The organism is Sphingomonas sp. BL-S-05, from assembly GCF_055521695.1.
Map to the genome: position 1 here is coordinate 3,635,955 of NZ_CM145499.1, position 23,883 is coordinate 3,659,837.

Sequence of the window (23,883 nt, forward strand, 5' to 3'; positions counted from 1 at the left end):
TTGCTTGGCTCTGGACCCCGGCCTGCGCGGGGGTACGCCAGAAGGCAAGGAACCGGTCTGCCGTAGACGCTTCGGATCACCCCCCGGGGTATCATCGGGTTCAGGCCACCGCCAGCCAGACCCCCGCCGGCCCATCGTCATTCGCCGCCTTCCGCGCCGCGCGCACCCGCCGCGTCCGCCGGCTGCGCCCGCGCGGCAGCCACCGCGCGACCCACAGCCGCACCGCGCTGCCGCGCACCGCGCCCGCCACCGCGAACGCCGCGAGCATCGCGTCGAGATACGCCGCGACATCGATCATCGCCAAAACGCCGGCCAGCTCGGGCGCACCCAATGCCGACACGATGATCATGTCGCCGCCCATCCACAGCACCGTGCCCGTCGCCGCTGACACGATCAGAAACAACAGCCAATGCCCCGGCGTCAGCGCGGCCAGCCTTCGCGCCGGCGGCACGACCAGCACCGCCGCCAACGCGCGCGCCAGGGGCAGCTCGGGCCAGCACCGCAAGATGGCGATACAGGCAATCAGAACGGCACCGACGATCAGCATATATTCCCCTTCCGTAACGACATGGGGAGCCGGTCGACGCGCGTAAAGATCAGCCGTCGACGATCAGGTCGACCGACGTGCCCTGTCCCTCGGGCGACAGGAACACTGCGTAGGCCGCATTGCCGCGCGTGCCGCCCAGTACATGCTGGTCGCCATCGGCCTGATGCTCGGCCGAATAGCCGCCCTTGGTCGCGCGGGTATAATACCAGTCGACCATGCGCCCGACCGGCTGCGCGATCACGAAGCTGACCACCCGCAACCGGCAGCCATCGGCATCGGTCCCCGCCGCTTCGGTCACCCGCGCATCGGGATGCAGCGCGAAGGCGGCGGGCAACCGGTTGGCCCAGCCCGCCGAATAGCCGACCTTGCTCGCGCATTGCCGATTGCCGCCGCGCTGGACGCTGGCCAGTTCGCCCAGCGTCAGCGCCTCGCGCCCGCCCTTGCACGACGGACAGGCGCCGGGGGCGGGGGCGGATCGCAGCGGTTCCTCCGGCGCGGCGCTGCCCGCCGCGATCGTCGGGGCGGGGGCGGCGGCGCTGTAGGGCCGGTCGGGCGGGCGCACCGCGTCGCCATTGGCCTGGGTCGTCAGCGTCGGGTCGACCATGATCTGGTCCTGCAACGCGGCGGTCACCGCCGGATCGGTCGCATTCGCCTGGGCAAGCTGCGCATCGAGCGTGTCGAGGCCGGTCGCGCCACCGCATCCGCCCAACAGCAACAGGATCGCGAGGGGCAGGGCACGAATCATCGACTTGCGGCTCCGGTGGTCGGTCGGCGGCAACCGTTAGGGCGCCCGCCTTAAGATTCCATCGTACCGTAAAAAACCATTGCTGCCATTGCTCGAAGGCGGACGTGGGGCCATGTCCTGTCCCATGCTGAACATATTTTCGATCCTGATCGGCCTTGTCGCACTGGTGCTGGCCATCCCGGCATTGATCCCCTTCATCTCGCTGATGAACTGGATCGTGTTCCCGATCGCGCTGGTCGGCTTCGTCGTCGGGTTGTTGTCGTCGAAGACGTCGGGCCGCAACCTGAACCTGATCATCCTGATCGTCAGCGGCCTGCGCCTCTTCCTGACCGGCGGCCTGATCTGACGACATGAGCGAGGGGGCGGACCGGCAGGGGCTGGCGTTCGGCGTCGGCGCTTATGTCCTGTGGGGCCTGTTGCCCCTGTATTTCCGGCTGTTGGGGCCGATTGACGCGGGCGAGATCGTCGCGCAGCGCGTGCTGTGGTCGGCGCTGCTGGTCGCGGGCATCGTCATCGTGGTCCGGCGCGGGGCGCTGCTGCGCGCGGCGTTCACGGATCCGAAGGCGCTGGCCAATCTGGTCGCCAGCGCCGGTTTCATCGCGATCAACTGGCTGGTCTATGTCTGGGCGGTGCTCCACGGACAGGTGCTGGCCGCCAGCCTCGCCTATTTCCTCAACCCGCTGCTCAACGTGCTGCTCGGCCTCGTCCTGCTCGGCGAACGCATGAACCGGACGCAGGGACTCGCGGTCGCGCTGGCCGGGGCGGGGGTCGCGCTGTTCGCGTTCGGATCGTCCTGGATCGCGCTGGGCATCAGCCTCAGCCTCGCGATCAGCTTCGCGCTCTACGGCCTGATCCGAAAGACGGTGTCGGTCGGCGCGCTCGAAGGGTTGATGGTCGAAACCACGCTGCTCGCGCCGATCGCGCTCGGCTATTTGCTGTGGCTGGGCAGCAAACAGCCCATGGCGTTCGAACAGGGGCCGGGCATGGCGGGCCTGCTGGTGCTGGCCGGTGCGGTGACCACCGCGCCGCTGCTCCTCTTTGCCGCCGCGGCGCGCCGCTTGCGCCTCGCGACGATGGGTATGCTGCAATTCATCGCCCCGTCGCTGCAATTCCTGCTGGCGATCGCGGTGTTCGGCGAGACGCTGACGCCGACCCGGCTGGCCTGTTTCGGGCTGATCTGGGCGGGCCTTGCCGTCTATATCGTCGGCGGGCGTCAACCGGGGCAGCGGTCCACCGCCCCGGCCACCCGCTAACCGATTAGCGGCAGACCACCTGTCCGCGATCGATCGACCGGCCGAGCAGCGCACCGGCACCACCGCCCAGCAACGTGCCGAGCAGCCGCGAATCGCCGCCCGCGATCACATTGCCGAGGACACCGCCACCCAGGCCGCCGATGATGAGGCCGGTCGTGCCGTCGCTGCGCCGGCAATAATAGCGGTTGTCCTGCCCGCGATAGATGCGGTCGTTGCGGGTCAGCGCGCGGGTCCGGTAATATTGGCCGTCGCGATAATAGCGGTCGGCATAATAGCGGTTCCGGCCCGGTTCGAACCGGTTGTAGTCGTAGTTGCGATAGCCGCGCCAGTCGCGCTGGTTCTGCCGCAGGTCGCGGCGCGCGTCGCGCACGTCGCGGCGATATTCGTTCTCGGCGCGGCGCAGGTCGCGGCGGTCGTCGGCCCGACGGACGTCGCGGCGGTAATCGCGGCGCGCATCGCGCAGGTCTTCGCGATATTCCTGGCGCGGGGTCTGCGCCATCGCCGGTGCGGCGGCCATGGTCGGCAGAGCAATCGCCGCGACCAGCGTGGCAAGGATCGGGGTACGCATCTTACTTCTCCACTCCGTGAGGATGGCAAGTAGAACGGCGTGCCCCGGTCCAAGTTGCGTGAACGGAAAACTACGTTCCGTTCACTTTTGGGTCAGCTATATTTGTCGCCGGGATAGGCGAACAACAGGTCGGCATCTTCGTTCGACCGGACGGTAACTTGCCCTTCGAAGGTCAGGCAGTCGCCTGCCGCCCAGGCGACGCCGTCGGCGCTGCCCGATCCGGTGACCGGCACGAACCAGCCCTTGACGCCTGCGGGCACCGTCACCGTGCGCTCGCCGCCGGTCCAGCGTTCGAGCACGAATTTCGGCCCGTCGACCAGGATGGCGCGGTCCTCGGCGATCTTGCCCGGCGCTTCCGGCGCCACGAACGGCCGCGCGTCCGACACCGCGACCCCGTCGTCCAGATGCAGTTCGCGCGGACGGCCATAATCGTACAAGCGGTAGGTCGTCTCCGAATTCTGCTGGATCTCGATCAGCGTGATGCCCGCACCGATCGCATGGACCGTGCCCGACTTCGCATAGAAGAAATCGCCTGCTTTCACCGGCTTCCAGTCGAGCTTCGCCTCGATCGACCCGTCCAGCGCCGCGTCGCGCAGCTGTTCGGCGGTCATCGGCTCCAGCGTACCCAGTGCGATCGTCGAATCGGGTTCGGCGGCCAGCAGCGTCCAGCATTCGTCCTTGCCGCGCGGCAGCCCGCGCGCCTGTGCCTGACGATCGTCGGGATGGACCTGCACCGACAGTTTTTCCGACGTGAACAGATACTTGACGAGCAGGTCGGGGGTATCGTCGCCCGGCGTCTTGTACCAGATTTCGCCGACCGGATCGCGGTCCGCCGGCTGGTCCTCGAAACCGAAGCCGAGGCTGTGGCGGCCCCATGGTTTTTCGACGCGGTGCATTTCGAGCTTGGTGACGGGCATGAACGCACTCCGATTGGGCGTTGAACAGGTCGCGGCTCCCATGCGCGAAACCCATGGTTAGCGCTACCCCTTACCCTCGCGCGAAAGGGACTGTTCGCGATACCCCTTGCGCAGTAGAAGCGTCGCCCATGCGTACCGTATCGACCCGCGCATCCGCGCTCATCCTCGTCGCTCTCGCCGGCGTCGGCCTTTCCGCCTGTGCCCGTGGCGGCGCGGGGGCCGGCCGCGATCTGCCCTATGTCGCCCGCGACGTGGGCACGCTTTACACCGCCGCCAAGAGCAGGCTCGACCGCCAGCAATACAAGGTCGCCGCCGCCCTGTTCGACGAGGTGGAGCGCCAGCACCCCTATTCGATATGGGCGCGCCGTGCGCAGCTGATGGGCGCGTTCAGCTATTATCTCGACGGCGACTATACCAAAGCGATTGCCGGGGCGCAGCGCTTCCTGTCGGTGCATCCGGGCAACCGCGACGCGCCCTATGCCTATTATCTGATCGCGCTCTCCTATTACGAGCAGATCAGCGACGTGACGCGTGACCAGAAGATCACGATGCAGGCGATGGACGCGCTGGGCGAACTATCGCGCCGCTATCCCAACACGCCCTATGCCGCCGATGCCCGGCTGAAGCTCGACCTCGTGCGCGATCACCTCGCGGGCAAGGAAATGGAGATTGGCCGCTTCTATCAGCAGCGCGGCCAGTGGCTGGGCGCGGCGATGCGCTTCCGCGCGGTCATCGACCAGTATCAGACGACGACCCACGCGCCCGAGGCGCTGATGCGCCTGACCGAAACCTATCTTGCGCTGGGCGTGCCGGAGGAAGCGAAGAAGTCGGCGGCCGTACTCGGCGCCAACTATCCCGGCACCGACTGGTATCAGCGCGCCTATGACCTGATCAAGGACAAGAGCCCGCCGCCGCCCAAGCCGATCCCGGTCACCTATGCCAAGCCCGCCCCGCCGCCGGTCGGCACGGTGACGGTCGAACCGGCCGAGGACACGCCCGAAGCGTCGCTCAACCCTGCCGGCGCGCCGACCCCGCCCGCCACCACGCCGCCCCCGGTCACCGGATCGCCGACCGGCCCGACCGATGGCACCACCACCAGCGGTTCGGGCGGATCGGTCGGCAATCCGGGCAACTGAGGCCGGCCTTTCCTACGTCCGGTTGGTGTTCGGGCTGCGCCAACCTTCCCGGCAAGTCTGCGGGGAGTGGTGTCGACCCGAAACGCTACCGTACCCCCCGTGCAGGCCAGACGCCTGCGCAAATCCACAGAGCCCGTATCCCCGCGAAGGCGGGGATACGGGCTCTGTCGCTGTCGGACCGGCCGCTTCACGGCCGTATCCCCGCGAAGGCGGGGATCTAGGGTCACACGCCCCTGCCTCTGTCTTGCTTGGCTCTGGGCCCCCGCCTTCGCGGGGGTACGGTAGGGTTAAGGGATAGGTGGAAGATTTTTGCAGAGGACTCGCCTTCGCAGGGGTACATCGTAGTTGAAGCGAAACCCCTCGCTCCACCCCCCAAAACCCGCGCCGCGCCACACGAAGGGGTTTGTTCTCCGGCTGTTCCGCGGGTAAGGAAGGCGCGATGCTGACGGCGCTTTCCATTCGTGACGTGGTGCTGATCGAGGCGCTCGACCTCGATTTCGCCGCCGGTCTCGGCGTGCTGACCGGGGAGACCGGCGCGGGCAAATCGATCCTGCTCGATGCGCTCGGCCTCGCCCTCGGCGCGCGCGGCGATACCGCTTTGGTCCGACATGGCGCGAAACAGGCGGCGGTGACCGCGATCTTCACGCCGCCCGCGCCCGACGGTCCGGTCGCGCGGCTGTTCGACGATAACGGCCTCGACCTCGAACCCGGCGAGCCGCTCATCATCCGCCGCATCGTCAAGGCCGATGGCGGCAGCCGCGGCTTCGTCAACGATCAGCCGGCGTCCGCGGGATTGCTCCGCGACCTCGCCCCATATCTCGTTGAAATCCACGGCCAGCATGACGATCGCGGCCTGCTCAACCCGCGCGGCCACCGGGCGCTGCTCGACGGCTTCGGCCGGATCGACACCGCCCCGCTCACCCGCACCTATCGCGACTGGCGCGATGCCGAAGCGGCGCTGGGCGTCGCGCTGGCCGAGATCGAGGTGGCGCAGCGCGACCGTGACTGGCTCGAACATGCCGTCGGCGAACTGACCGCGCTCGCCCCCGAACCGGGTGAGGAAGAGGCGCTCGCCGAACGTCGCCGTTCGATGCAGCGCGCCGAAAAGGTCGCGGGCGACCTGACCCAGGTCGAGGAACGACTCGACGGCCCCAATGGCGCGCTGTCGGCGCTGCGACAGGCGGCGCGCGCGCTCGAACGCATCGCCGAGGCGCATCCCGCGCTGACCGAATCGCTTGCCGCCGTCGACCGCGCGCTGGTCGAGGCCGAGGCCGCCGAAACCGCGCTGCGCGATGCCGCCGATGCGCTCGCCTTCGATGCCGGCGCACTGGAGGAGGACGAGGCGCGACTGTTCGCGCTGCGGGCGATGGCGCGCAAGCACCGGGTCCAGCCCGACGACCTCGCCACGCTTACCGGCGACCTCGCCGCCCGGCTGGCACTGCTCGAATCGGGCGAGGCCGGCATCGGCAAGCTGGAGGCGACGGTCGCGACCACCCGTGCCGCCTTCGTGAAGGAAGCCGATCGAGTCCACACCGCGCGCAGCGAAGCGGCGACCCGTCTCGACGCCGCCGTCGCGGGCGAACTCGCGCCGCTGAAGCTCGACGCAGCGCGCTTCCGCACCGTCGTCGCCGATCTCGACGAAGGGCAATGGTCGTCCTCGGGCCGCGACCGGGTGGAATTCGAAATCTCGACCAACCCCGGCGCGCCCTTCGCTCCGCTCGCCAAGATCGCGAGCGGCGGCGAATTGTCGCGCTTCATCCTCGCGCTGAAGGTCGCACTGGCCGAAGAGGGCGGGGCGGCGACGATGATCTTCGACGAGATCGATCGCGGCGTCGGTGGGGCGGTCGCCTCGGCGATCGGCGATCGCCTCGCCCGCCTGTCGCGGGCGACGCAACTGCTGGTCGTCACCCACAGTCCGCAGGTCGCGGCCCGCGGCGACCGTCACCTGCTGATCGCCAAGGCGCATGACGGCATCGTCACCCGTACCGGCGTGCGGCCCCTGTCGAGCGACGAACGCCGCGAGGAAATTGCGCGGATGCTCTCGGGTGCAGAAATCACCGACGAAGCCCGCGCCCAGGCCCGGCGACTGATCGAACCGGCATGACCGATCCGCCGCGCACGCCCGACGGCCGCTATATCGTGGTCGATGGCGTGTTGTGGCGCGCGACGCGGCCGGACCTTTCGCAGGCGGAGCGCGATCGGCTGGTCCACGACCTGATGGACGCCCGCCGCGCGGTCGGTGCGGGGAAGCGCGCGAGCGACGACGCCGCGGTGGCGAAGGCACGCAAGGCGGTCGATGCGGCCAAGGTGGCGCTCGGCGAACGCGGCCCGGTCTGGTGGGACGACGGCGTGCCCGACTATAACCGGCGAAAGGTCGAGAACACGCCCTATGCCGGCTGGTGGGCGGGGCGGTAGCGTCCTCAAGACCGCGTCACCGCGGGGCTCCTGCTGCGCCTACTGCCGGTCGCTACCCCCGACCCTATGGTCCTGCTAAACCACGAATCCTGTCGCGGATCGGCCAGCGCTGCTCCTATCCCTTCGCAGCATAGGCTTCGAGCGCCGGACGCAGTTCCTTCGGCCAATGGCCTATCGACAGGGCCATTTCCGTCCCGTCCGGCTGCTTGACGAACAGGAGCAGGCTGCCGATCCCCGCAACGCGAACGATCCGGCCTCGCTCGAAATATCGGGTGCCGAACGGCGTTTCGACGACCAAACCCCGTTCCTCAAGTCCAATTCTAGTGGGTCTGGCAAAACGGATGGCGAAATCGATCGTCGCGTACGCCATCGCCGCAAACATGAATACCGTCATCGCCAAAGTGACATGGCTTCCGGACGCCGCCAGCAAATGGAGGAAGAGACCGGCGAGAAGTACTGTGCTTCCTGCGGACAGGACCATGCCGATAAAGGATTCCCGTCGCCTCGACACGAATTGTTGCACGCTATAGTCCTGTACATGCCAAAATCTGTTGGATGCCAAGGATAGATCGCAGCTACCCCCGCGTCGCATTCCAGTTGAACAGGAACCTGCGATGCTCGGCCCAGGTCTGTCCTTCGACTACCGCGCCGCGCAGGCACGCGCTGCTGTGATATGGCCCGACGCCATCGCTCGTCCGAAAACTGACGCAGGTCCGTCCCCGATCGGTCTTCCACCGCCCGCCTTCGATCATGCTGTCATAGAAGCTGCCGGTGACCGATCCATCGGCCGCCAGCTGTAACTCCATGGTCTTGCGATACGGCTTGGCCGGATCGGTCGACAGATCGACGACCCAGCGCCCGGCCAGCGGGTTGGCCGGCTCGGCAGCGGTAAGCGGCGCGGCACAGACGATGGCGAGCAGCAACATCCGACGCATGGCAGTTCCCCGAAAATCGGCGGCAAACTAAAACCGAAATCCGGTCTTGCCCATAGCCTAACACCGGCGTCTTTTCCCTCTCCCGGCGCGAGAGGGAGGGAGCGGCGCAGTTGCCGAAGGGTGAGGTTGACCGGAGATCGCAACGTTCGAGGGCAAACCGGAACCGCTGTCCTACAGCCGCCCACCCTGTCATATTTGCCGCCGCTCCTTGATAACCGCATGTGCTGCTCGATCGCGGTAACGTCAGGCGAAGCGCGCACAACGCGGCGAGCGTGAACTTTGTGAACTTATGCGTATTTTCGCTTTGTTTTCAGTGGTCCGCCGCGGGCGAAATCGGGGTTGCTCGCACCGCCGACCGGGTGCGGCTTGAAGCCTCGGTGCAGCCTTGCTGAACCTCAGGCGCCGCGCCTAGATCGCACTATTCTTGGCCGCCTGCGTCGCCGGGTCGAACATGTAATGATGCCATGCGAATACCGTCGCGGCGCTGCGATGCGGGCGCCATTTCTCGGCCAGTTCGCGGATCGCCTTTTCGCTCGGCCGCTCGGGCAGGCCCAATATCCGCCCGATCTCGACCTGCACCGCCAAGTCGCCCGCCGGCCAGACATCGGTCCGTCCTTCGGCGAACAGCAGATAGATTTCGGCCGACCACCGCCCGATCCCCTTGATCCGCACCAGCTGCGCGATCGCTTCCTCATCGTCGGCGGGCAGGTTGGCGAGGTCGAGCCGCCCGCTCAGCACTTCGTCGGCAAGGCTGCGGGCATAGCCGGTCTTCTGCCGCGACAGCCCGGCGGCGCGCAACGCCTCGTCGCTGGTCGCCGCGATCCGCGCCGGATCGGTCGCATCGCCCAGCGTCGCCTCCAGCTTCCGCCACACCGCATCGGCCGCCTTGTAGCTCACCTGCTGCCCGACGATGGTCCTGAACAGCGTCGCATAGCCCCGCTCGCGGATGCGCGGTTCGGGATAGCCGGCATAGGCCAGCGCCGCCCCGAACGCCGGCTCGATCCGCGCGAGCGCGTCGAGCGAGCTGCGCAATTGTTCGGCGGAAAGCCCCATGACCGGTCCTTGAAAAGCTTCGGCCGTCCCGGCATGGGGCGGCGACAGGAGAATGCACGATGCCCAAGCTTACCGTCGTCACCCGCGCCGGGGAAGAACGAACCGTGGACGGCGAGGCCGGGCTGTCGGTCATGGAAGTGCTCAAGGTCAATGGCTTCGACGAACTGCTCGCGCTGTGCGGCGGCTGCTGTTCGTGCGCGACCTGCCATGTCTATGTCGACCCGGCGTTCCTCGACCGCCTGCCGCCGATGAGCGAGGACGAGAACGATCTGCTCGATGCGGTCGACGACCGGCGGGATACGTCGCGGCTTTCGTGTCAGGTGCCGTTCGAGGCGGGGCTGGATGGGCTCACCGTGACCATAGCGGACGAAGACTAGAGGCGAAGACCAGCGATCGCCGCAATCGCGTCATGCCCCGCCCGGCCAGCGGGCCATCGGCCCGACCGACGTCATGGGCTTTGCCCATGACGGGCGTCCGTATGCCAACTCCCCCGTTCAGTTCGAGCAGCTTCGAGCGAAGTCGAGAAGCGTCCGTCGAGAACCCTGTCGCCCCGAACCAAAGCCCGCCATGGGCAAAGCCCATGTCGTCGGACGGGGCGCTGCCCCGCCGGCCGGGCTAGGCGGGGTGCGAATTAGCCCTGCTAATTCGTCAGCCCGCCTGCGCCGTCGCCACCGCATACAAGGCGATCGCCGCGGCATTCGACACGTTCAGACTCTCCACCCGGTCCGAAATCGGCAGCTTGGCGAGGATGTCGCAATGCGCCTCGGTATTCTGCCGCATGCCCTCGCCCTCGGCGCCCAGCACCAGCGCGACGCGCTTCGGGCCCAGCGCCTGCGCCAGCGTCGTGTCGGTATGCCCCGTCAGCCCGACGCGCCAGTAACCGGCCTCGCCCAGTTCGACCAGCGCCCGCGACAGGTTCACCACCCGCACCCACGGTACGCTCTCCAGCGCACCCGACGCGGAGCGCGCCACCACGCCCGATTCGGGCGGGGCATGGCGGTCCTGCGTCACGATCCCCAGCGCGTCGAACGCCGCTGCCGAGCGCAGGATCGCACCGACATTATGCGGGTCGGTGACCTGATCGAGCAGCAGGATCGGCCGGTCGTCGTCGCGTCCCTGTTCGATCAGGTCGGCCAGCCAGATATCCTCCAGCGGATCGGCCTCGACCACGATTCCCTGGTGCGGCGCATCGGGCGGAACAAAGCGGGCGAGGTCGGCGGCCTCGGCAAACACCACCGGCACGCCCTCGGGCAGGACCAGCTGCGACCCCATTTCGCGCGTGCACCAGATCTTGCGGATCACCCGCTCGGGATTGTCGAGCGCGGCGAAGGCGGCATGCCGGCCCCAGAAGCGCGGACGCTGCGGCGAAGCCTTGCTGGGGCGATGTCCTTTGCGGGCCATGTCAGTCTTTCTCAGGGGTAGCGTAGGGGTCGGTGGCGACCGGCTGGGTGGGCAGGGGCGGACGCGGCAGCGGCCGTTCGGCATTGGCCGCGCTCAGCAGCAGCGACGCGAGGATGATCGCGTTCTGCCGCATGTCGGGGCCTTTGAGGTGATCGAAGGTATCGATGCTGCTATGGTGCAAGCGGCTGCCATAGTCGAGCGGGTCCTGGATGAACTGATAGCCCTGCAGCCCGACCGACTGGAAGAAATAGTGATCGGTCGATCCCGTCCGCCGGTTGGCGACGGTGGTCGCACCCATCGATGCGAAGGGGCTGAGCCATTCGCGTAAGCTCGGCACCGCGGCGATATTGTTCTCGGCATTGATCCCGCGAATCTTGCCCGAGCCATTGTCGATGTTGAAATACGCAGTCATCGCGTCATAGCCGGGCTTCTTCGTGATCGGGAAGCGGTTGGTCCAGCCATAGAAGCGCGCGAGGCCACCATCCTTGCCGCCCGCCGGTTCGGGCCGCGTCGCGATGTGCCGCTCGACATAGGCGAGACTGCCGAGCAGCCCCTGTTCCTCGGCATTCCACAGCGCGAAGCGGATCGTCCGCTTCGGCCGGACCTTCAGCGCCGACAGGATGCGCGCCGCCTCCATCACCACCGCGGTGCCCGATGCATTGTCGGCGGCACCGTCGCCCGCGACCCAGCTGTCGAAATGCGCGCCGGCCATGACATAGCCCGCCTTGGGATCGGTGCCGGGCAGGTCGGCGATAATATTGTAGGCGGTCGCATCGCTGTCGTCGAAGCGGACCTGGCTGTCGATCTCGATCGTCGGCGCCGCCCCGCTGACCGACAGCCGCGCGAGCCGGCGATAATCCTCCGCCGCGATTTCGATCCCCGGCACGGCGGGCGCGACCGCGCGCGTGAACAGATAGCCCGATCCGTGCAGCAACTTGCCGTCGCGCGACGACATGGTCGCCATCGCCACCGCACCCTCGGCCTTCAGAAACGCATCGAGCTTGCGGGAGAAGTCGAGCCGCTTCGCCCGGCGGTCGGTATCGGCCGGATCGTACACCGGTTCCTTCCAGCTATCGGCCTTGGCCAGATCCTCGCCGGTCAGGCGGCGGAACGGTGCCTCGCCCGGTTCCGATCCCTCGCCCGGCCGCGATACCATCACCACCTTGCCCGACAGCTTGCCGCGCCAGTCGGCGAAGTCCGCCTCCTCGGCGATCGGCGCCACGATCACCGGCGCTGTGATGCGGCCATTGGTGCCCGGCGTCCACGCGATCGGGATCGCGGTCAGCTGGATCGGCCGGGGCGTGACCATGCGGACGCTGGAGCGCTCGATCGTCCAGCCGCGACCGAACTCGAATCCTTCCTTGCCGGCGCTCAGTCCCCATTCGCGGAACTTGGCCTCGGTCCAGCGCTCGGCGTCGCGCATCGCCGGCGAATTGGGCAGGCGCGGACCGATCACGTCGGTCAGATGCTGGGCGATCGGCATCACCTGCGTATGGCTGGTGCCTTCGTCGATGATCCGGTTGACGGCGTCGCGATCGACGCTTTGCGCCGCCAGCGGTGCGGCGATCAGGGTGGTGGCCAGCAGGATTGCGCGCAATTCGGGGTCCTCGCGTCGAAAAATATGTGCCGACGACGCTAAGTTGCCCGACAAAGTGGCGCAAGGCGTTGACAGCGCCGCCCGGGGACGGCAATGGGCGCGCTCGCTCGGACGGCCAGCCCGTCCAAGCGGCGGCTGGACAGGTGGCCGAGTGGTTAAAGGCAGCAGACTGTAAATCTGCCCGGGTTTCCCGTACGCTGGTTCGAATCCAGCCCTGTCCACCACCGCCCGCGCTTTGGCGCGGCGGTGTTTCGCGGGAAGCAAGACGATCCCGACCCCCATCCTCTTCGCCATCGCCGCGCTGCTCGAAATCGGTGGTTGTTTCGCCTTTTGGGCATGGTGGCGCCTCGACCGGTCGCCATGGTGGCTGCTGCCCGGCCTCGCCGCGTTGGCGGCCTTCGCATGGGTACTCGCACAGAGCGACGCCGCCGGGGCTGGGCGCGCCTATGCGGCCTATGGCGGCATCTATGTGCTGAGCGCGGTGCTATGGGGCTGGGCGGTCGAAGGGCTGGTGCCCGACCGGTTCGACCTGATCGGGGCCGCGCTGTGCGTCGGCGGCTGCGCCGTGATCCTGTTCGGTCCGCGATAGGGGATTGGAGCGGGTAACGGGAATCGAACCCGTGTATTCAGCTTGGAAGGCTGCTGCACTACCATTGTGCTATACCCGCCCGCACGCTGCGGCGTGGAGGCACTGCCCCTGCCACAGTCGGGCGGACATGGTCAATGGTGCGCGTTCGCGGCATCTGCGCCGAACCGGACAGGATCGAACGCCGTACCCTCGCGCTAATCGCTGGCGTTCGGACGGCGGAGGCCATAAATACCGCCGCCCAATGGCCAAGATCACGACCCCACGCCCCGTCCGGGGCACACAGGACATATTCGGCGATTTCGAGCGGCGCTTTACCCATGTCGCCGAAACGTTCGAACGCGTCCGCCGCCTTTACTGTTTTTCGCGGGTCGAGGTGCCGGTCTTCGAATCGACCGCAGTATTCGCGCGTTCGCTGGGCGAGACGACCGACGTCGTGTCGAAGGAAATGTATTCGTTCGAGGATCGCGGCGGCGATTCGCTGACGCTGCGCCCCGAATTCACCGCCGGCATCGCCCGCGCGTACCTGACCGAGGGGTGGCAGCAATATGCGCCCTTGAAGCTCGCGACCCACGGTCCGGTCTTCCGCTACGAACGCCCGCAAAAGGGCCGCTATCGCCAGTTCCACCAGATCGATGCCGAAGTCATCGGCGCGGCCGAGCCGATGGCCGATGTCGAATTGCTGGCGATGGCCGATCAGCTGCTCCACGAACTGGGCATCGCCGACGGCGTGACGCTGCAGCTCAATACGCTCGGCGACGCCGCGACGCGCGATGCATGGCGCACCGCGCTGGTCGAGCATTTCGAGGCGCATCGCGGCGACCTGTCGGAAGACAGCTTGAAGCGGCTCGACAAGAACCCGATGCGTATCCTCGATTCGAAGGATCCGCGTGATCGCCCGATCGCCGAACTCGGCGCCGGGGATCGACGGGTATCTGACGACGGAAGCGGCGGATTTCTTCGCGGCGGTGACCGGTGGTCTCGACGCGGCGGGGGTGAAGTGGACCCGTAACGACCGGCTGGTGCGCGGCCTCGACTATTACCGCCACACGGCGTTCGAATTCGTCACCGATCGGCTGGGCGCGCAGGGCACGGTGCTGGCCGGCGGGCGCTATGACGGGCTGATCGAAAGCCTTGGTGGCCCCGCCACGCCGGGTGTCGGCTGGGCCGCCGGGATCGAGCGGCTGGCGATGCTGCTGGAGGAGCCGGAAGCACCGCGCGCCGCCGTCTGCGTTATCCCGCGAGAGGCCGGAGCAGACACGCCAGCCATGGCGTTGCTGCAGGAGTTGCGGGGCGCGGGCGCGGTTGCCGACATGGCGTATCGCGGCAACCTGAAGCGCCGCATGGCCAAGGCCGATACGCAGGGCGCATCGATGGTTGCGCTGGTCGGGGCCGACGGGGCGGTGACGGTCAAGTTGCTTGCCACCGGTCGTCAGATCGATTTGTCCGCCGAGGATCGTGACGCATTCCTGCATGCCGCCACGCTTTATTCATCGGGACTGACCGATGGGGAAGTCGACGGCGAATCGGTGTTGGACGAAATGATCGGCGAATGGCGCGAAGGGCTCTGGCAGGTATCGGATAGCGAATGACCATCGCCCCCGAACGCATCGCCCAGATCGAGGCGCGGCGCGACGAACTGGCGGCGCAGATGGCGACCGGCGATCTGCCGGGCGACCGTTTCGTCGCGGTGTCGAAGGAATATGCCGAACTCGAACCCGTCGCACAGGCGGCGGGCGAGGTGCGGCGGCTGCGCGCCGAGAGCGAGAGCCTCGCCTATATGACGCAGGACGCCGATGACGATCTGCGCGCGATGGCGGTGGAGGAACTCCACGCCAACCGCCAGCAGCTCGATGCCGCCGAACGCGCGCTGGCGCTGGCGCTACTGCCGCGCGACGCCGCCGACGAACGTGCGGCGATGCTCGAAATTCGCGCCGGCACCGGCGGCGACGAGGCCGCGCTGTTCGCGGGAGACCTGTTCCGCATGTATCAACGCTATGCCGACAATCGCGGCTGGCGGGTCGAGCTGATCTCGGCGTCGGTGTCGGATGCGGGCGGGTACAAGGAAGTCGTTGCCAGCGTCACCGGGGCGGGCGTCTTCGCGCGCCTCAAATTCGAGTCCGGCGTCCACCGCGTCCAGCGCGTGCCCGCGACCGAAAGCGGCGGGCGAATCCACACCAGCGCCGCCACCGTCGCCGTCCTGCCCGAAGCGGAGGATGTCGACGTGCAGATCGATGACAAGGACCTGCGCATCGACGTCTATCGCTCGTCGGGGCCGGGCGGCCAGTCGGTCAACACCACCGATTCGGCGGTGCGCATCACCCACTTGCCGACCGGCTTGGTCGTGATCCAGCAGGACGAAAAGTCGCAGCACAAGAACAAGGCCAAGGCGCTGAAGGTCCTGCGCACCCGCTTGTACGAGGCGGAGCGCCAGCGGCTGGCCGACGAACGTGCGGGGACGCGCCGGTCGATGGTCGGATCGGGCGACCGGTCGGAACGTATCCGCACCTACAATTTTCCGCAGGGACGGGTGACCGACCACCGCATCAACCTGACGCTGCATCGCCTGCCCGAAATTCTCGAAGGCGAGATGGAGGAACTGATCGGCGCGCTGATCGCACAGGACGAAGCGGAGCGCTTGGCGACGCTGGATGCTTGAATTTGGTTCACGCGAAGGCGCGAAGACGCGAAGAAGGATTGATTTCGCGCAGAGGCGCAGAGGCGCAGAGAGGTTGCGAAGGCTGATCGCGCAGCGATCCCTCTCAACCGTCCTCGCAATCCAGTCGGAAAGCGCCGTTCGGCGCGGAAGATTGCTCGGAGCACACCTTCTCTGCGCCTCTGCGCCTCTGCGCGAAATCCCTCTTCTTCTCTTCGCGTCTTCGCGCCTTCGCGTGAACCCATGATCACGCTGCGCCGAGCGCTGACCGAAGCAACGGCCCGCATCGCCGCTGTCTCCGACTCCCCCCGTCTCGACGCCGAACTGCTCGCCGCCCACGCGCTGGGCTGCACGCGCGAGGCGATGCTGCTCGCCCGGCTCGACGATCCGGTCCCGGCAGGGTTCGACACGCTGGTCGAACGCCGCCTGACCCATGAACCGGTCGCCTATATCACCGGCGCCCGCGCCTTCTGGACGATCGAGCTCATGGTCGGCCCGGGCGTGCTGGTGCCGCGCGCCGACAGCGAGACGCTGCTCGAGGCGGCGGTCGCGCATTTCGCCGGCGGTGCGCCCGCACGGATCCTCGACCTCGGCACCGGACCCGGCACGCTGTTGCTGGCGGCGCTCGCCGAATGGCCGGGGGCGAGCGGGCTGGGCATCGATGCGTCGGAAACGGCGCTCGATTATGCCCGCCGCAACGCCGCCGCCCTTGGGCTGTCGGATCGTGCCGTCCTGCGCACCGGCGACTGGACCGCCGGCATCGACGAACGCTTCGACCTGATCCTCGCCAACCCGCCCTATATCGGGACGGCGGAGGTGCTGCCACAGGAGGTGGTCGGCCACGAGCCCGCAGCGGCGCTGTTCGCCGGGGTCGATGGGCTCGACGATTACCGGCGGATCATCCCCGACCTGCCGCGCCTGATTGCCCCCGGCGGGATCGCCGCGATCGAGATCGGCCATGAACAGGGCGACGCGGTCATGGCGCTGGTCCGCGCGGCCGATTTGCCCGCACGGCTGGTGCGCGATCTGGGCGGGCGGGCGCGTTGTGTGATTGCCGGTTGAAATGCACCGGATCGGACACATATTTTCCCTTGGATAAGCCGTGCGCAGCCGCTAAGACCGGCTTGGGGCAGGCACCATCGACCAGGTCGTTGATTGCGGGGCGTGGCTCCTTCCATCGTCATGTGTACCACTGTCGTCCGGTGGTCATGGCAGGCGGACGGTGCCCATGCATCGCCTTGCGGATTTGCTCGCATCCGGGATCGGTAGATCGACGGACAGGTAAGGACAGGACAACCAACCCTTGATGAACAATCGTCAGGCCGGCCGCCGTCGCGGTCGCGGTGGCCAGCGTCAGCCGGGAAGCGGCGGCGGCAACCCGCGCGACAACGGCAATCGCATCGACAATCGCGCCCGCGGCAACGCCGCGCAGTTGCTGGAGAAGTATAAGAACCTCGCCGCCGACGCCCAACGCGCCGGCGACCGGGTGAACACCGAATATTATCTCCAGTTCGCCGACCATTATTTCCGCGTGCTCGAAGCCGGCCGCTCGCGCGTCGAGGAACAGCGTCGCGCCCGCGACGAGTTCGACGGTGCGGAGGACGAGGATTTCGATCTCGACGAGAACGAGACCGGCAATGATCGCGGCAACCAGCGCGACGATCGCGGCAATCGCGACGACCGCCAGCCGCGTGGCCAGCGCGAGGACCGCTATGCCCGTGACGATCGCCAGCCGCGCGAAGACCGCGGCCAGCGCGACGATCGCGCCCCGCGCGAAGAGCGTCAGGCCCGCGAAGACCGCGCGCCGCGCGAGGAGCGTCAGCCGCGTGAAGAGCGTCAGCCCCGCGAGCGGCTGCGTCGTGACAGTGGCCGGATGCAGCAGCCTGCCGCCGATCTTGGCGAACAGCGCGGCGTCGAAGGCGAAGTCGGCACCCAACAGGTCGAGGCTGCTCCGGTAGCGGCGCCTGCGCCCGCTCCAGCACCGGTCGCCGCCGAAGCGGCCGAGGCCAAGCCGGTTCGCCGCCGCACCCCGCGCGCGCGCGTCGAAGCAGCGCCCGCGCCGGTCGAGGAAGCGGCACCGTCGATCGAAGCCGATCGGCTGCCGCCGGCGCTGTCGGCCGGCGACGATACCGCCGAGCGTCCGCGTCGCCGTCGCCGCGTCCGTACCGAGGAAGAAGCCGTACCGCCGGCTGCCTGATCGGATGCAGGATCGCTGAAAACGAAAACGCCCCGGGTCAAACCGGGGCGTTTTTCGTGTCGGCCTCAACGCTGTGCGCGTGGTTTCCAGGTCACGACGCGGTAGAGATAGAACAGCACGATCGCGACCGACATGCCGATCGCGACCGGGCCGACATAATGGTCGAGCTGTTCGAAATTCGATCCCAGCCACAATCCGGCATAGGCCAGCACCGCGTTCCACACGATGCTGCCGGTGAAGGTCGCGAGGAAGAAGCGCCAGCGCGGCATGCACGCCATGCCGGCGGGCAGCGAGATCATCGTGCGAAAGGTCGGCATGAAGCGGAATACGAACACCGTCTTGCCGCCATGTTTGCGGAAGAAGCGGTGGAGCTTCTCGACATCCTCCCACTCGACCGTCAGCCACCGGCCCCAGCGATCGACGAACGGCTTCAGCCCGTGATAGCCGAAGCGCCGCCCGATCGCGTACCAGAAATAATTGCCGGCGGTGGTGCCCGCCGTACCCCAGAGCAGTAGCGGCACCATCGCCATGTCGCCGCGCGCCACCGCCATCCCGCCCAGGCCCATGATGACCTCCGACGGGATCGGCGGAACGACATTTTCCAGCGCCATCAGCAGGAAGATGCCGAGATAACCGCCACGCGCGATGGCATCGAGGATGAAGGTCGTCATGGGAGTGCGGAACGTGCGGCGCCGGCTTTCGTGCCGTTGGGGGTACGTGCCCGCCGCCGCTTCCCGCCACCTACGTCACCCCAGCGCAGGCTGGGGTCTCGCGGTGATGGCGCGCGACAGGAGCCGCAAGAGACCCCAGCCTGCGCTGGGGTGACGCTTGTTAACGGGGAACGTGTGGCTACTTCGCCGCCACCCGTGCCTCGATCGCGTCCCAGATCATGCCCGCGACGTCGGTGCCGTCGAACTTCTCGATCGCGACGATGCCGGTGGGGGAGGTGACGTTGATCTCGGTCAGCCATTCGCCGCCGATCACGTCGATTCCGACGAAGATCAGTCCGCGACGCTTCAATTCCGGCCCCAGCGCAGCGCAGATCTCGCGCTCGCGCTCGGTCAGTTCGGTCTTGGCCGCAGTGCCGCCGACCGCGAGGTTGGAGCGGATTTCCCCCGCACCCGGCAGGCGATTGACCGCGCCCGCGACCGCGCCATCGACCAGCACGATCCGCTTGTCGCCCTGCGCCACCGCCGGCAGAAACGCCTGGACCATATGCGGCTCGCGATAGGCGGTGTTGAACACCTCGATCAGCGACGACAGATTCTGCGCATCGCTGTCGATCTTGAAGATCGCCTTGCCGCCATTGCCGTGCAGCGGCTTGACCACGATCGAACCATGCTCGGCGAGGAACGCACGCGCCTCGTCGACCGATCGGGTGATGAGCGTCGGCGGCATGAAGCGCTGATAGTCGAGCACGAACAGCTTCTCGGGCGCGTTGCGCACCGATGCCGGATCGTTGACCACCAGCGTCCGGTCGCTGATCCGTTCGAGCAGATGCGTCGCGGTGATATAGCCGAGGTCGAAGGGCGGGTCCTGTCGCATCAGCACGACATCGGCCTGCTCGCCCAGATCGAGCGACACCGGATCGCCGAGCGTGAAGTGATCGCCGACCACCCGCTGCACCGTCACCGGATGGGCCCGCGTCCACACCCGGTCGCCCGACTGGTTCAGGTCCTCGGGCGCGTAATGGAACAGCCGGTGGCCACGCGCCTGCGCCGACAGCATCAGCGCGAAGGTCGAATCGCCCGCGATGTTGATGCCCGATATGGGGTCCATCTGGACGGCGACGGTCAGCGACATAGGGTATCTCCGGTGGTTCGCGGTTCAGGTAGGCGCGGGTGCCGCGAATGTCACGTCAGCGTAGCGGCTGGCCCGAATCCTTCCAGCGATCGAGGATCTGCGAGTCGGCCGGCAGCGCCGGTGCCGCAGGTGCCGCGGGTGTCGCCATGGTGGCGGGCGCGGGCGGGGGTGGCGCTGCGATCGGTATCGTCACGCTCGGCATGGCGGCGGCGGGTAGCGCCGGGGGCTGCAACGCCCCGGGCAGTGGCTCGCCACCCATATAGCGGTCGCGAAACGCGGCGGGGGTGCCCCACCACCCCTTCCACCGGTGGAAGAAATGCGCGCCGAACACTCCGGTCATCACCAGCCCCCGGTTCCACGACGGCGTGACCGCATAGGTATGGTAATGCGTCGCCAGCCCGACCGGTGCGAACACTTCGCCGGTCAAGGCGCGCGCCGCGACCCGCCGGGCGCGCAGCCAGACCGCAGGTGCCGGCGTCCGCGCCATCGCGCCGTCGCAGGCGAAACTGAACTGGCAGCGCGGATGATCGGACCCCTGAAACACTACGCCGCACACCGTCGCCGGAAAGGCGGGATGCCGCACCCGGTTGAGCACGACCTGCGCCACCGCGCGCTGCCCGGCATCGGGTTCGTTGCCGGCTTCGTAATAGACCGCGCTGGTCAGGCATTGCAGCGCGCGGGCACGATCGAGCTGGGTGCCGCGCAGGACGAAGGGTTGGGCGGCGCGGATCGAGGTGTCGGTAGTGTCGTTCGGGACAGCCGGCGGGGGCAGGGCGGTCGTGCCGGTCTCGCCCCGGCGGACGGGGGCGTCGAGCAGCAGGAGCGCCGCGCCGGGGAAATGGTCGTCGGCTTCATAGCCGAAGCGGGCCGGCGGGGGTGCCGGTTGCGGTTCGTGGGGTTGGAACTGCACCGCCACGGTACCGGCAAGCAGCAGCGCGCTGCCGCCTGCGATCCACCGGTTCCGAACAAGGCTGGCCATGGCCGAGCGCTCTACCCTAAATATCCGCCCGCTTCGTGAACAAATCCTCCCCGGCACGGGGAGGGGGACCAGCCGCAGGCTGGTGGAGGGGGGTGGCCAAGGGCGTTCCACTTGCGGCAATCCCCCTCCACCACCGCTACGCGGCGGTCCCCCTCCCCGTGCCGGGGAGGATTTGGTGAAATCCGAACTGGACAGGCGTGAGGCAGTCCCCTCCCCGCGGAGCGGGGAGGATTTGGTTATCGCAGATCCGCGCTCCCCAGATCGACCGATGCCGCCGGGATCACCACCAGCCCCGGATACGCCGCGCGCAGCGGTTCGAGGAACTGCTTGGCGTCGCCGACCACGACGATGCTCGCCGCCTTGGGGTCCATTACCCGCGCCGCGACCGACTGGACCGCCGCCGGCCCGACCGCTTCGACCGAGGGGAGGAAGGTCGCGATCCGGGCGAGCGGGACGCCATCGGCGACATAGGTGGCGATGGTGCCGGCAATGCCGCTGGTCCGTTCGATCGTGCGGCCGAAATTGCCGGTCAGCACCGCCTTGCGCGTCGCCAGTTCGGCTTCCGGTGCCGGTTCGCTGCCCAGTCGGCGGAATTCGTCGGTGATGATCTTGACGACCTCGGGGGCCGACGGGTTCTTGGTCTGGGTCGACGCGCCGATCAGCCCGTCCGCGCGACGGGCATCGAGCTCGGAACGTGCGCCATAGGCCAGCCCGCGCTTGATGCGGATTTCCTGGTTGAGCCGCGAGGAGAAGCCGACGCCCAGCGTCGCATTGGCGACGGCGGCGGGGAAATAATCCTTGTCGTCGCGGGCGATGCCGGGACGCGCGACGACCACGCCCGCCTGTCCGGCACCCGGCATGTCGACGACGATCACGCGCGGTTGGGACGCGGCATAGACCGGCGGGGGAGGAGGGGCCGTGCCCCGATCGGCCGCCCAGTCGCCGAACAGGCGCGTGGCCAGCGCCGTTCCGGCATCGGCGGTCAGATCGCCGACCAGGATCAGCGTCGCCTCGTCCGGTTGCCATGCGCGACGATAGGCGGACACCACGTCGTCGCGCGTGATCGCCTTCAGCGAAGCCGGCGTGCCGGTTGCCGGATGACCATAGGGCGACGCGCCGAACACCGCGCGATCGGCGACGAGGCCCGCCAACTGCCCCGGATCGGTCAGCGCCACCGACACGCCGTCGATGGTCCGGGTGCGCAGCCGGTCGATCTCTTCCTGCGCAAAGGCGGGGTTGCGCGCGACATCGGCAAGGATGGCGAGCGCGGGCGCCGCCTGTGCCGACCCGACGGTCAGCGTCACGCTCTGCGAATCCCAGCCGGCACCGCTGCCGATGCTGCCGCCGAGCGATTCGACCGCGCGCGCGATCTCGGTCGCCGACCGGGTCTTCGTCCCCTGCGTCAACAATCCGGCAGTCAGTTCGCCGACGCCCGCGCGTCCTTGCGGATCGGCGACCGCACCGCCGCCGCCGACCAGCGCGGCGGTCACGACGGGGAGCCCGCGCTTCTCGACCACGACGACGCGCATGCCGTTGGGCAGGCGGCGTTCGACCGGCACGGGAATCGCGACCTGCACCGGCGCGGCGGGGGCGGGGGGCAGGATGCGCTGCCCCTCGGGCGCGGGCGTGTGGATGGCGATGCCCGGCGGCACCGCCAGCGGCGCGGTGACGACGCTGTCGGCGATGGCGATCGTGTCGCTGGTCGCGTTCGCCGGCTTGGCGGTATCGGGCAGATAGCGGATCGTCGCGGCGCGGTTGGCCGCCAGCCAGGTGCGGGCGACGCGCTGGACATCGGCGGCGGTGACGCGACCGATCGCGGCGAGGCCCTTGTCGGCGGCCTTCGGGTCGCGCTCGACGATCACGCCCTGCGCCAGTGCGGACGCTTTCCCCTCCGCCGTTTCGCGCGACAGCAGTTCGGCGGTGGTGATCTCGTTCTTGGCCTCGGCCAGTTCGGCGGACGTGGGTGGGGTCGCGATCAGGCGGGCGACCTCGCGCTTCAGCGCCGCCTCGCCCTCCGCCACCGACTTGCCGCCGGCAAGGATGGCGTAGAGCGACAGCGTGCCCGGCCCCTGCTTGGCGTCGAGCTGCACGCCGACGTCCTGTGCGATCTGGTCGCGATAGACCAGCGACTGGTGCAGGCGCGAATTGTCGCCGCTCGCCAGGATGGCGTCGAGTACCTCGAGCGCCGCCTGATCGGGATGGTTGGCGGGCGGCAGCGGATAGCTGATCAGGACGGCAGGCAACGGCGTGTTCGCCTCGTACACCGTCTTCGTCACCGGTTGCTGGCGGACGGGTTCGTCGGTGGTCACGCGCGGGATCGGCCGGCCGGGCTTGGCGATGGGTCCGAAATACTGGTCGACCCAGCGGTTCAACTGTGCGGGATCGAAATTGCCCGCGACCACCAGCACCGCATTGTCGGGCCGGTAATAGGTCGCGTGGAAGGCGCGGATATCGTCGATCGTCGCCGCATCCAGATCGGCGATCGACCCGATGCCCGGCCGGGCATAGGGATGGCGGCTATAGGACACCATCGGCGCGTACAGGCCGAACAGCTTGCCATAGGGCTGGGCGAGGATGCGACTGCGCAATTCCTCCTTCACCACCTCGCGTTCCGAAGCGAAGGTCTTGGGATCGACGACCAAGGTCGCCATCCGGTCGGCCTCGGCGAACAACAGCCGTTGCAGGTGGTTGGCCGGCACCACCTCGTAATAATTGGTGTAATCGTCTGCCGTCGACGCGTTGTTGTATCCGCCGACATCCTCGGTCAGCCGGTCGAGCTGTTCGGGGACCAGGTTGCGCGTCGCCTTGAACATCAGATGCTCGAACATGTGCGCGAACCCCGACCGCCCGGCGGGATCGTCCTTCGACCCGACATCGTACCAGACCTGTACCGACACGTTCGCGCTCGACGTGTCGCGAATGGCATAGACGCGCAGGCCGTTGGGCAGGGTGCGTTCGGTATAGGCGATCGGCGGGACTGTCGCTCGGGCAGCGGCGGCGGGGCGCTGTTGCGCCTGGGCGGGGGCGAACAGGGCGGTCGAAAGCAGCAGCGCAAGGCCGAGACGCATCGTGAAACTCCGGCAGGATTGGTGCCG

23 protein-coding genes, 2 tRNA genes and 1 pseudogene are annotated in these 23,883 nt (G+C 68.0%); 12 read left to right on the forward strand and 14 right to left on the reverse strand.

Annotated elements, in window-relative coordinates; translation table 11 throughout:
- Nucleotides 1-100: 100 nt before the first annotated feature.
- Together ACZ1JS_RS16920 and ACZ1JS_RS16925 are read right to left on the reverse strand one after the other, a co-directional pair.
- Nucleotides 101-547, reverse strand: a complete 447-nt coding sequence (locus tag ACZ1JS_RS16920; protein ID WP_465167056.1) for a hypothetical protein — start codon at nucleotides 545-547, stop codon at nucleotides 101-103.
- Nucleotides 548-596: 49 nt separating this feature from the next.
- The gene (locus ACZ1JS_RS16925) at nucleotides 597-1,292 is read right to left on the reverse strand and encodes a hypothetical protein (protein WP_465167057.1); all 696 of its coding nucleotides are present in this window, start codon (nucleotides 1,290-1,292) and stop codon (nucleotides 597-599) included.
- A gap of 124 nt (nucleotides 1,293-1,416) precedes the next feature.
- Between ACZ1JS_RS16925 and ACZ1JS_RS16930 the strand changes: the two genes are divergently transcribed.
- Both ACZ1JS_RS16930 and rarD read left to right on the forward strand, forming a co-directional pair.
- Nucleotides 1,417-1,638: a hypothetical protein gene (locus ACZ1JS_RS16930; RefSeq protein ID WP_345879657.1), complete on the forward strand. Its 222-nt coding sequence runs from the start codon at nucleotides 1,417-1,419 to the stop codon at nucleotides 1,636-1,638.
- A gap of 4 nt (nucleotides 1,639-1,642) precedes the next feature.
- Nucleotides 1,643-2,545, forward strand: a complete 903-nt coding sequence (gene rarD, locus ACZ1JS_RS16935; RefSeq protein ID WP_465167058.1) for an EamA family transporter RarD — start codon at nucleotides 1,643-1,645, stop codon at nucleotides 2,543-2,545.
- Nucleotides 2,546-2,549: 4 nt separating this feature from the next.
- On the opposite strand, the gene ACZ1JS_RS16940 is transcribed toward rarD, so the two are convergent.
- A complete protein-coding gene (locus ACZ1JS_RS16940; RefSeq protein WP_465167059.1) occupies nucleotides 2,550-3,113 on the reverse strand; it encodes a glycine zipper 2TM domain-containing protein in 564 nt (187 codons plus the stop codon).
- A gap of 92 nt (nucleotides 3,114-3,205) precedes the next feature.
- On the reverse strand, nucleotides 3,206-4,030 hold the full coding sequence (locus ACZ1JS_RS16945; protein ID WP_465167060.1) for a class I mannose-6-phosphate isomerase: 825 nt from the start codon (nucleotides 4,028-4,030) through the stop codon (nucleotides 3,206-3,208).
- Between the two features lie 128 nt (nucleotides 4,031-4,158).
- Between ACZ1JS_RS16945 and ACZ1JS_RS16950 the strand changes: the two genes are divergently transcribed.
- The 3 genes from ACZ1JS_RS16950 to ACZ1JS_RS16960 all read left to right on the forward strand — a co-directional run bounded on the left by ACZ1JS_RS16950 (nucleotide 4,159) and on the right by ACZ1JS_RS16960 (nucleotide 7,581).
- Nucleotides 4,159-5,166 carry an outer membrane protein assembly factor BamD gene (locus ACZ1JS_RS16950; protein WP_242119207.1) on the forward strand — a complete coding sequence of 336 codons (1,008 nt, stop codon included), beginning with the start codon at nucleotides 4,159-4,161 and terminating at the stop codon, nucleotides 5,164-5,166.
- A 439-nt stretch (nucleotides 5,167-5,605) separates the two neighbouring features.
- On the forward strand, nucleotides 5,606-7,270 hold the full coding sequence (gene recN, locus ACZ1JS_RS16955) for a DNA repair protein RecN (protein WP_465167061.1): 1,665 nt from the start codon (nucleotides 5,606-5,608) through the stop codon (nucleotides 7,268-7,270).
- A complete protein-coding gene (locus tag ACZ1JS_RS16960) occupies nucleotides 7,267-7,581 on the forward strand; it encodes a hypothetical protein (protein ID WP_465167062.1) in 315 nt (104 codons plus the stop codon). The genes recN and ACZ1JS_RS16960 overlap by 4 nt, the downstream gene beginning before the upstream one ends.
- Nucleotides 7,582-7,696: 115 nt before the next feature.
- On the opposite strand, the gene ACZ1JS_RS16965 is transcribed toward ACZ1JS_RS16960, so the two are convergent.
- From ACZ1JS_RS16965 to ACZ1JS_RS16975, 3 genes are all read right to left on the reverse strand, one after another.
- A complete protein-coding gene (locus tag ACZ1JS_RS16965; RefSeq protein ID WP_465167063.1) occupies nucleotides 7,697-8,104 on the reverse strand; it encodes a hypothetical protein in 408 nt (135 codons plus the stop codon).
- Between the two features lie 52 nt (nucleotides 8,105-8,156).
- Nucleotides 8,157-8,516, reverse strand: a complete 360-nt coding sequence (locus ACZ1JS_RS16970) for a hypothetical protein (protein ID WP_465167064.1) — start codon at nucleotides 8,514-8,516, stop codon at nucleotides 8,157-8,159.
- A gap of 408 nt (nucleotides 8,517-8,924) precedes the next feature.
- Complete coding sequence (locus tag ACZ1JS_RS16975; RefSeq protein ID WP_465167065.1) at nucleotides 8,925-9,569, reverse strand: DNA-3-methyladenine glycosylase family protein; 645 nt, start codon at nucleotides 9,567-9,569, stop codon at nucleotides 8,925-8,927.
- A 59-nt stretch (nucleotides 9,570-9,628) separates the two neighbouring features.
- Here ACZ1JS_RS16975 and ACZ1JS_RS16980 point away from each other — a divergent pair, with 59 nt between their 5' ends.
- Entirely contained in the window at nucleotides 9,629-9,946 is a 318-nt protein-coding gene (locus ACZ1JS_RS16980; RefSeq protein WP_465167066.1) for a 2Fe-2S iron-sulfur cluster-binding protein, read from the forward strand.
- A 271-nt stretch (nucleotides 9,947-10,217) separates the two neighbouring features.
- On the opposite strand, the gene rlmB is transcribed toward ACZ1JS_RS16980, so the two are convergent.
- Together rlmB and ACZ1JS_RS16990 are read right to left on the reverse strand one after the other, a co-directional pair.
- Nucleotides 10,218-10,970, reverse strand: coding sequence for a 23S rRNA (guanosine(2251)-2'-O)-methyltransferase RlmB (gene rlmB, locus ACZ1JS_RS16985; protein WP_465167067.1), 753 nt, complete (start codon nucleotides 10,968-10,970; stop codon nucleotides 10,218-10,220).
- A 1-nt stretch (nucleotide 10,971) separates the two neighbouring features.
- Nucleotides 10,972-12,567: a M20/M25/M40 family metallo-hydrolase gene (locus ACZ1JS_RS16990; RefSeq protein ID WP_465167068.1), complete on the reverse strand. Its 1,596-nt coding sequence runs from the start codon at nucleotides 12,565-12,567 to the stop codon at nucleotides 10,972-10,974.
- Between the two features lie 137 nt (nucleotides 12,568-12,704).
- Between ACZ1JS_RS16990 and ACZ1JS_RS16995 the strand changes: the two genes are divergently transcribed.
- A tRNA-Tyr gene (locus ACZ1JS_RS16995) sits at nucleotides 12,705-12,791 on the forward strand.
- An 11-nt stretch (nucleotides 12,792-12,802) separates the two neighbouring features.
- Nucleotides 12,803-13,156, forward strand: a complete 354-nt coding sequence (locus ACZ1JS_RS17000; RefSeq protein WP_465167069.1) for a YnfA family protein — start codon at nucleotides 12,803-12,805, stop codon at nucleotides 13,154-13,156.
- A 5-nt stretch (nucleotides 13,157-13,161) separates the two neighbouring features.
- Here ACZ1JS_RS17000 and ACZ1JS_RS17005 read toward each other — a convergent pair.
- Nucleotides 13,162-13,235: transfer RNA gene (locus tag ACZ1JS_RS17005), tRNA-Gly, on the reverse strand.
- Between the two features lie 162 nt (nucleotides 13,236-13,397).
- Here ACZ1JS_RS17005 and hisS point away from each other — a divergent pair.
- The 4 genes and pseudogenes from hisS (at nucleotide 13,398) to ACZ1JS_RS17025 (ending at nucleotide 18,006) form a co-directional block, all read left to right on the forward strand.
- Nucleotides 13,398-14,745: pseudogene (gene hisS, locus ACZ1JS_RS17010) on the forward strand (histidine--tRNA ligase).
- On the forward strand, nucleotides 14,742-15,812 hold the full coding sequence (gene prfA / locus ACZ1JS_RS17015; protein ID WP_242119228.1) for a peptide chain release factor 1: 1,071 nt from the start codon (nucleotides 14,742-14,744) through the stop codon (nucleotides 15,810-15,812). Before hisS ends, prfA begins: the two are co-directional and overlap by 4 nt.
- A gap of 240 nt (nucleotides 15,813-16,052) precedes the next feature.
- Nucleotides 16,053-16,871 carry a peptide chain release factor N(5)-glutamine methyltransferase gene (gene prmC, locus ACZ1JS_RS17020; RefSeq protein ID WP_465167070.1) on the forward strand — a complete coding sequence of 273 codons (819 nt, stop codon included), beginning with the start codon at nucleotides 16,053-16,055 and terminating at the stop codon, nucleotides 16,869-16,871.
- Between the two features lie 244 nt (nucleotides 16,872-17,115).
- The gene (locus ACZ1JS_RS17025; RefSeq protein WP_465168728.1) at nucleotides 17,116-18,006 is read left to right on the forward strand and encodes a DUF4167 domain-containing protein; all 891 of its coding nucleotides are present in this window, start codon (nucleotides 17,116-17,118) and stop codon (nucleotides 18,004-18,006) included.
- 65 nt (nucleotides 18,007-18,071) lie between these two features.
- On the opposite strand, the gene ACZ1JS_RS17030 is transcribed toward ACZ1JS_RS17025, so the two are convergent.
- From ACZ1JS_RS17030 to ACZ1JS_RS17045, 4 genes are all read right to left on the reverse strand, one after another.
- The gene (locus ACZ1JS_RS17030; protein ID WP_242119234.1) at nucleotides 18,072-18,677 is read right to left on the reverse strand and encodes a DedA family protein; all 606 of its coding nucleotides are present in this window, start codon (nucleotides 18,675-18,677) and stop codon (nucleotides 18,072-18,074) included.
- Between the two features lie 178 nt (nucleotides 18,678-18,855).
- The gene (gshB, locus tag ACZ1JS_RS17035; protein WP_465167071.1) at nucleotides 18,856-19,809 is read right to left on the reverse strand and encodes a glutathione synthase; all 954 of its coding nucleotides are present in this window, start codon (nucleotides 19,807-19,809) and stop codon (nucleotides 18,856-18,858) included.
- A 55-nt stretch (nucleotides 19,810-19,864) separates the two neighbouring features.
- Nucleotides 19,865-20,788 carry a cell wall hydrolase gene (locus ACZ1JS_RS17040; RefSeq protein WP_465167072.1) on the reverse strand — a complete coding sequence of 308 codons (924 nt, stop codon included), beginning with the start codon at nucleotides 20,786-20,788 and terminating at the stop codon, nucleotides 19,865-19,867.
- 236 nt (nucleotides 20,789-21,024) lie between these two features.
- Complete coding sequence (locus tag ACZ1JS_RS17045) at nucleotides 21,025-23,856, reverse strand: M16 family metallopeptidase (RefSeq protein WP_465167073.1); 2,832 nt, start codon at nucleotides 23,854-23,856, stop codon at nucleotides 21,025-21,027.
- Nucleotides 23,857-23,883: the final 27 nt, after the last annotated feature.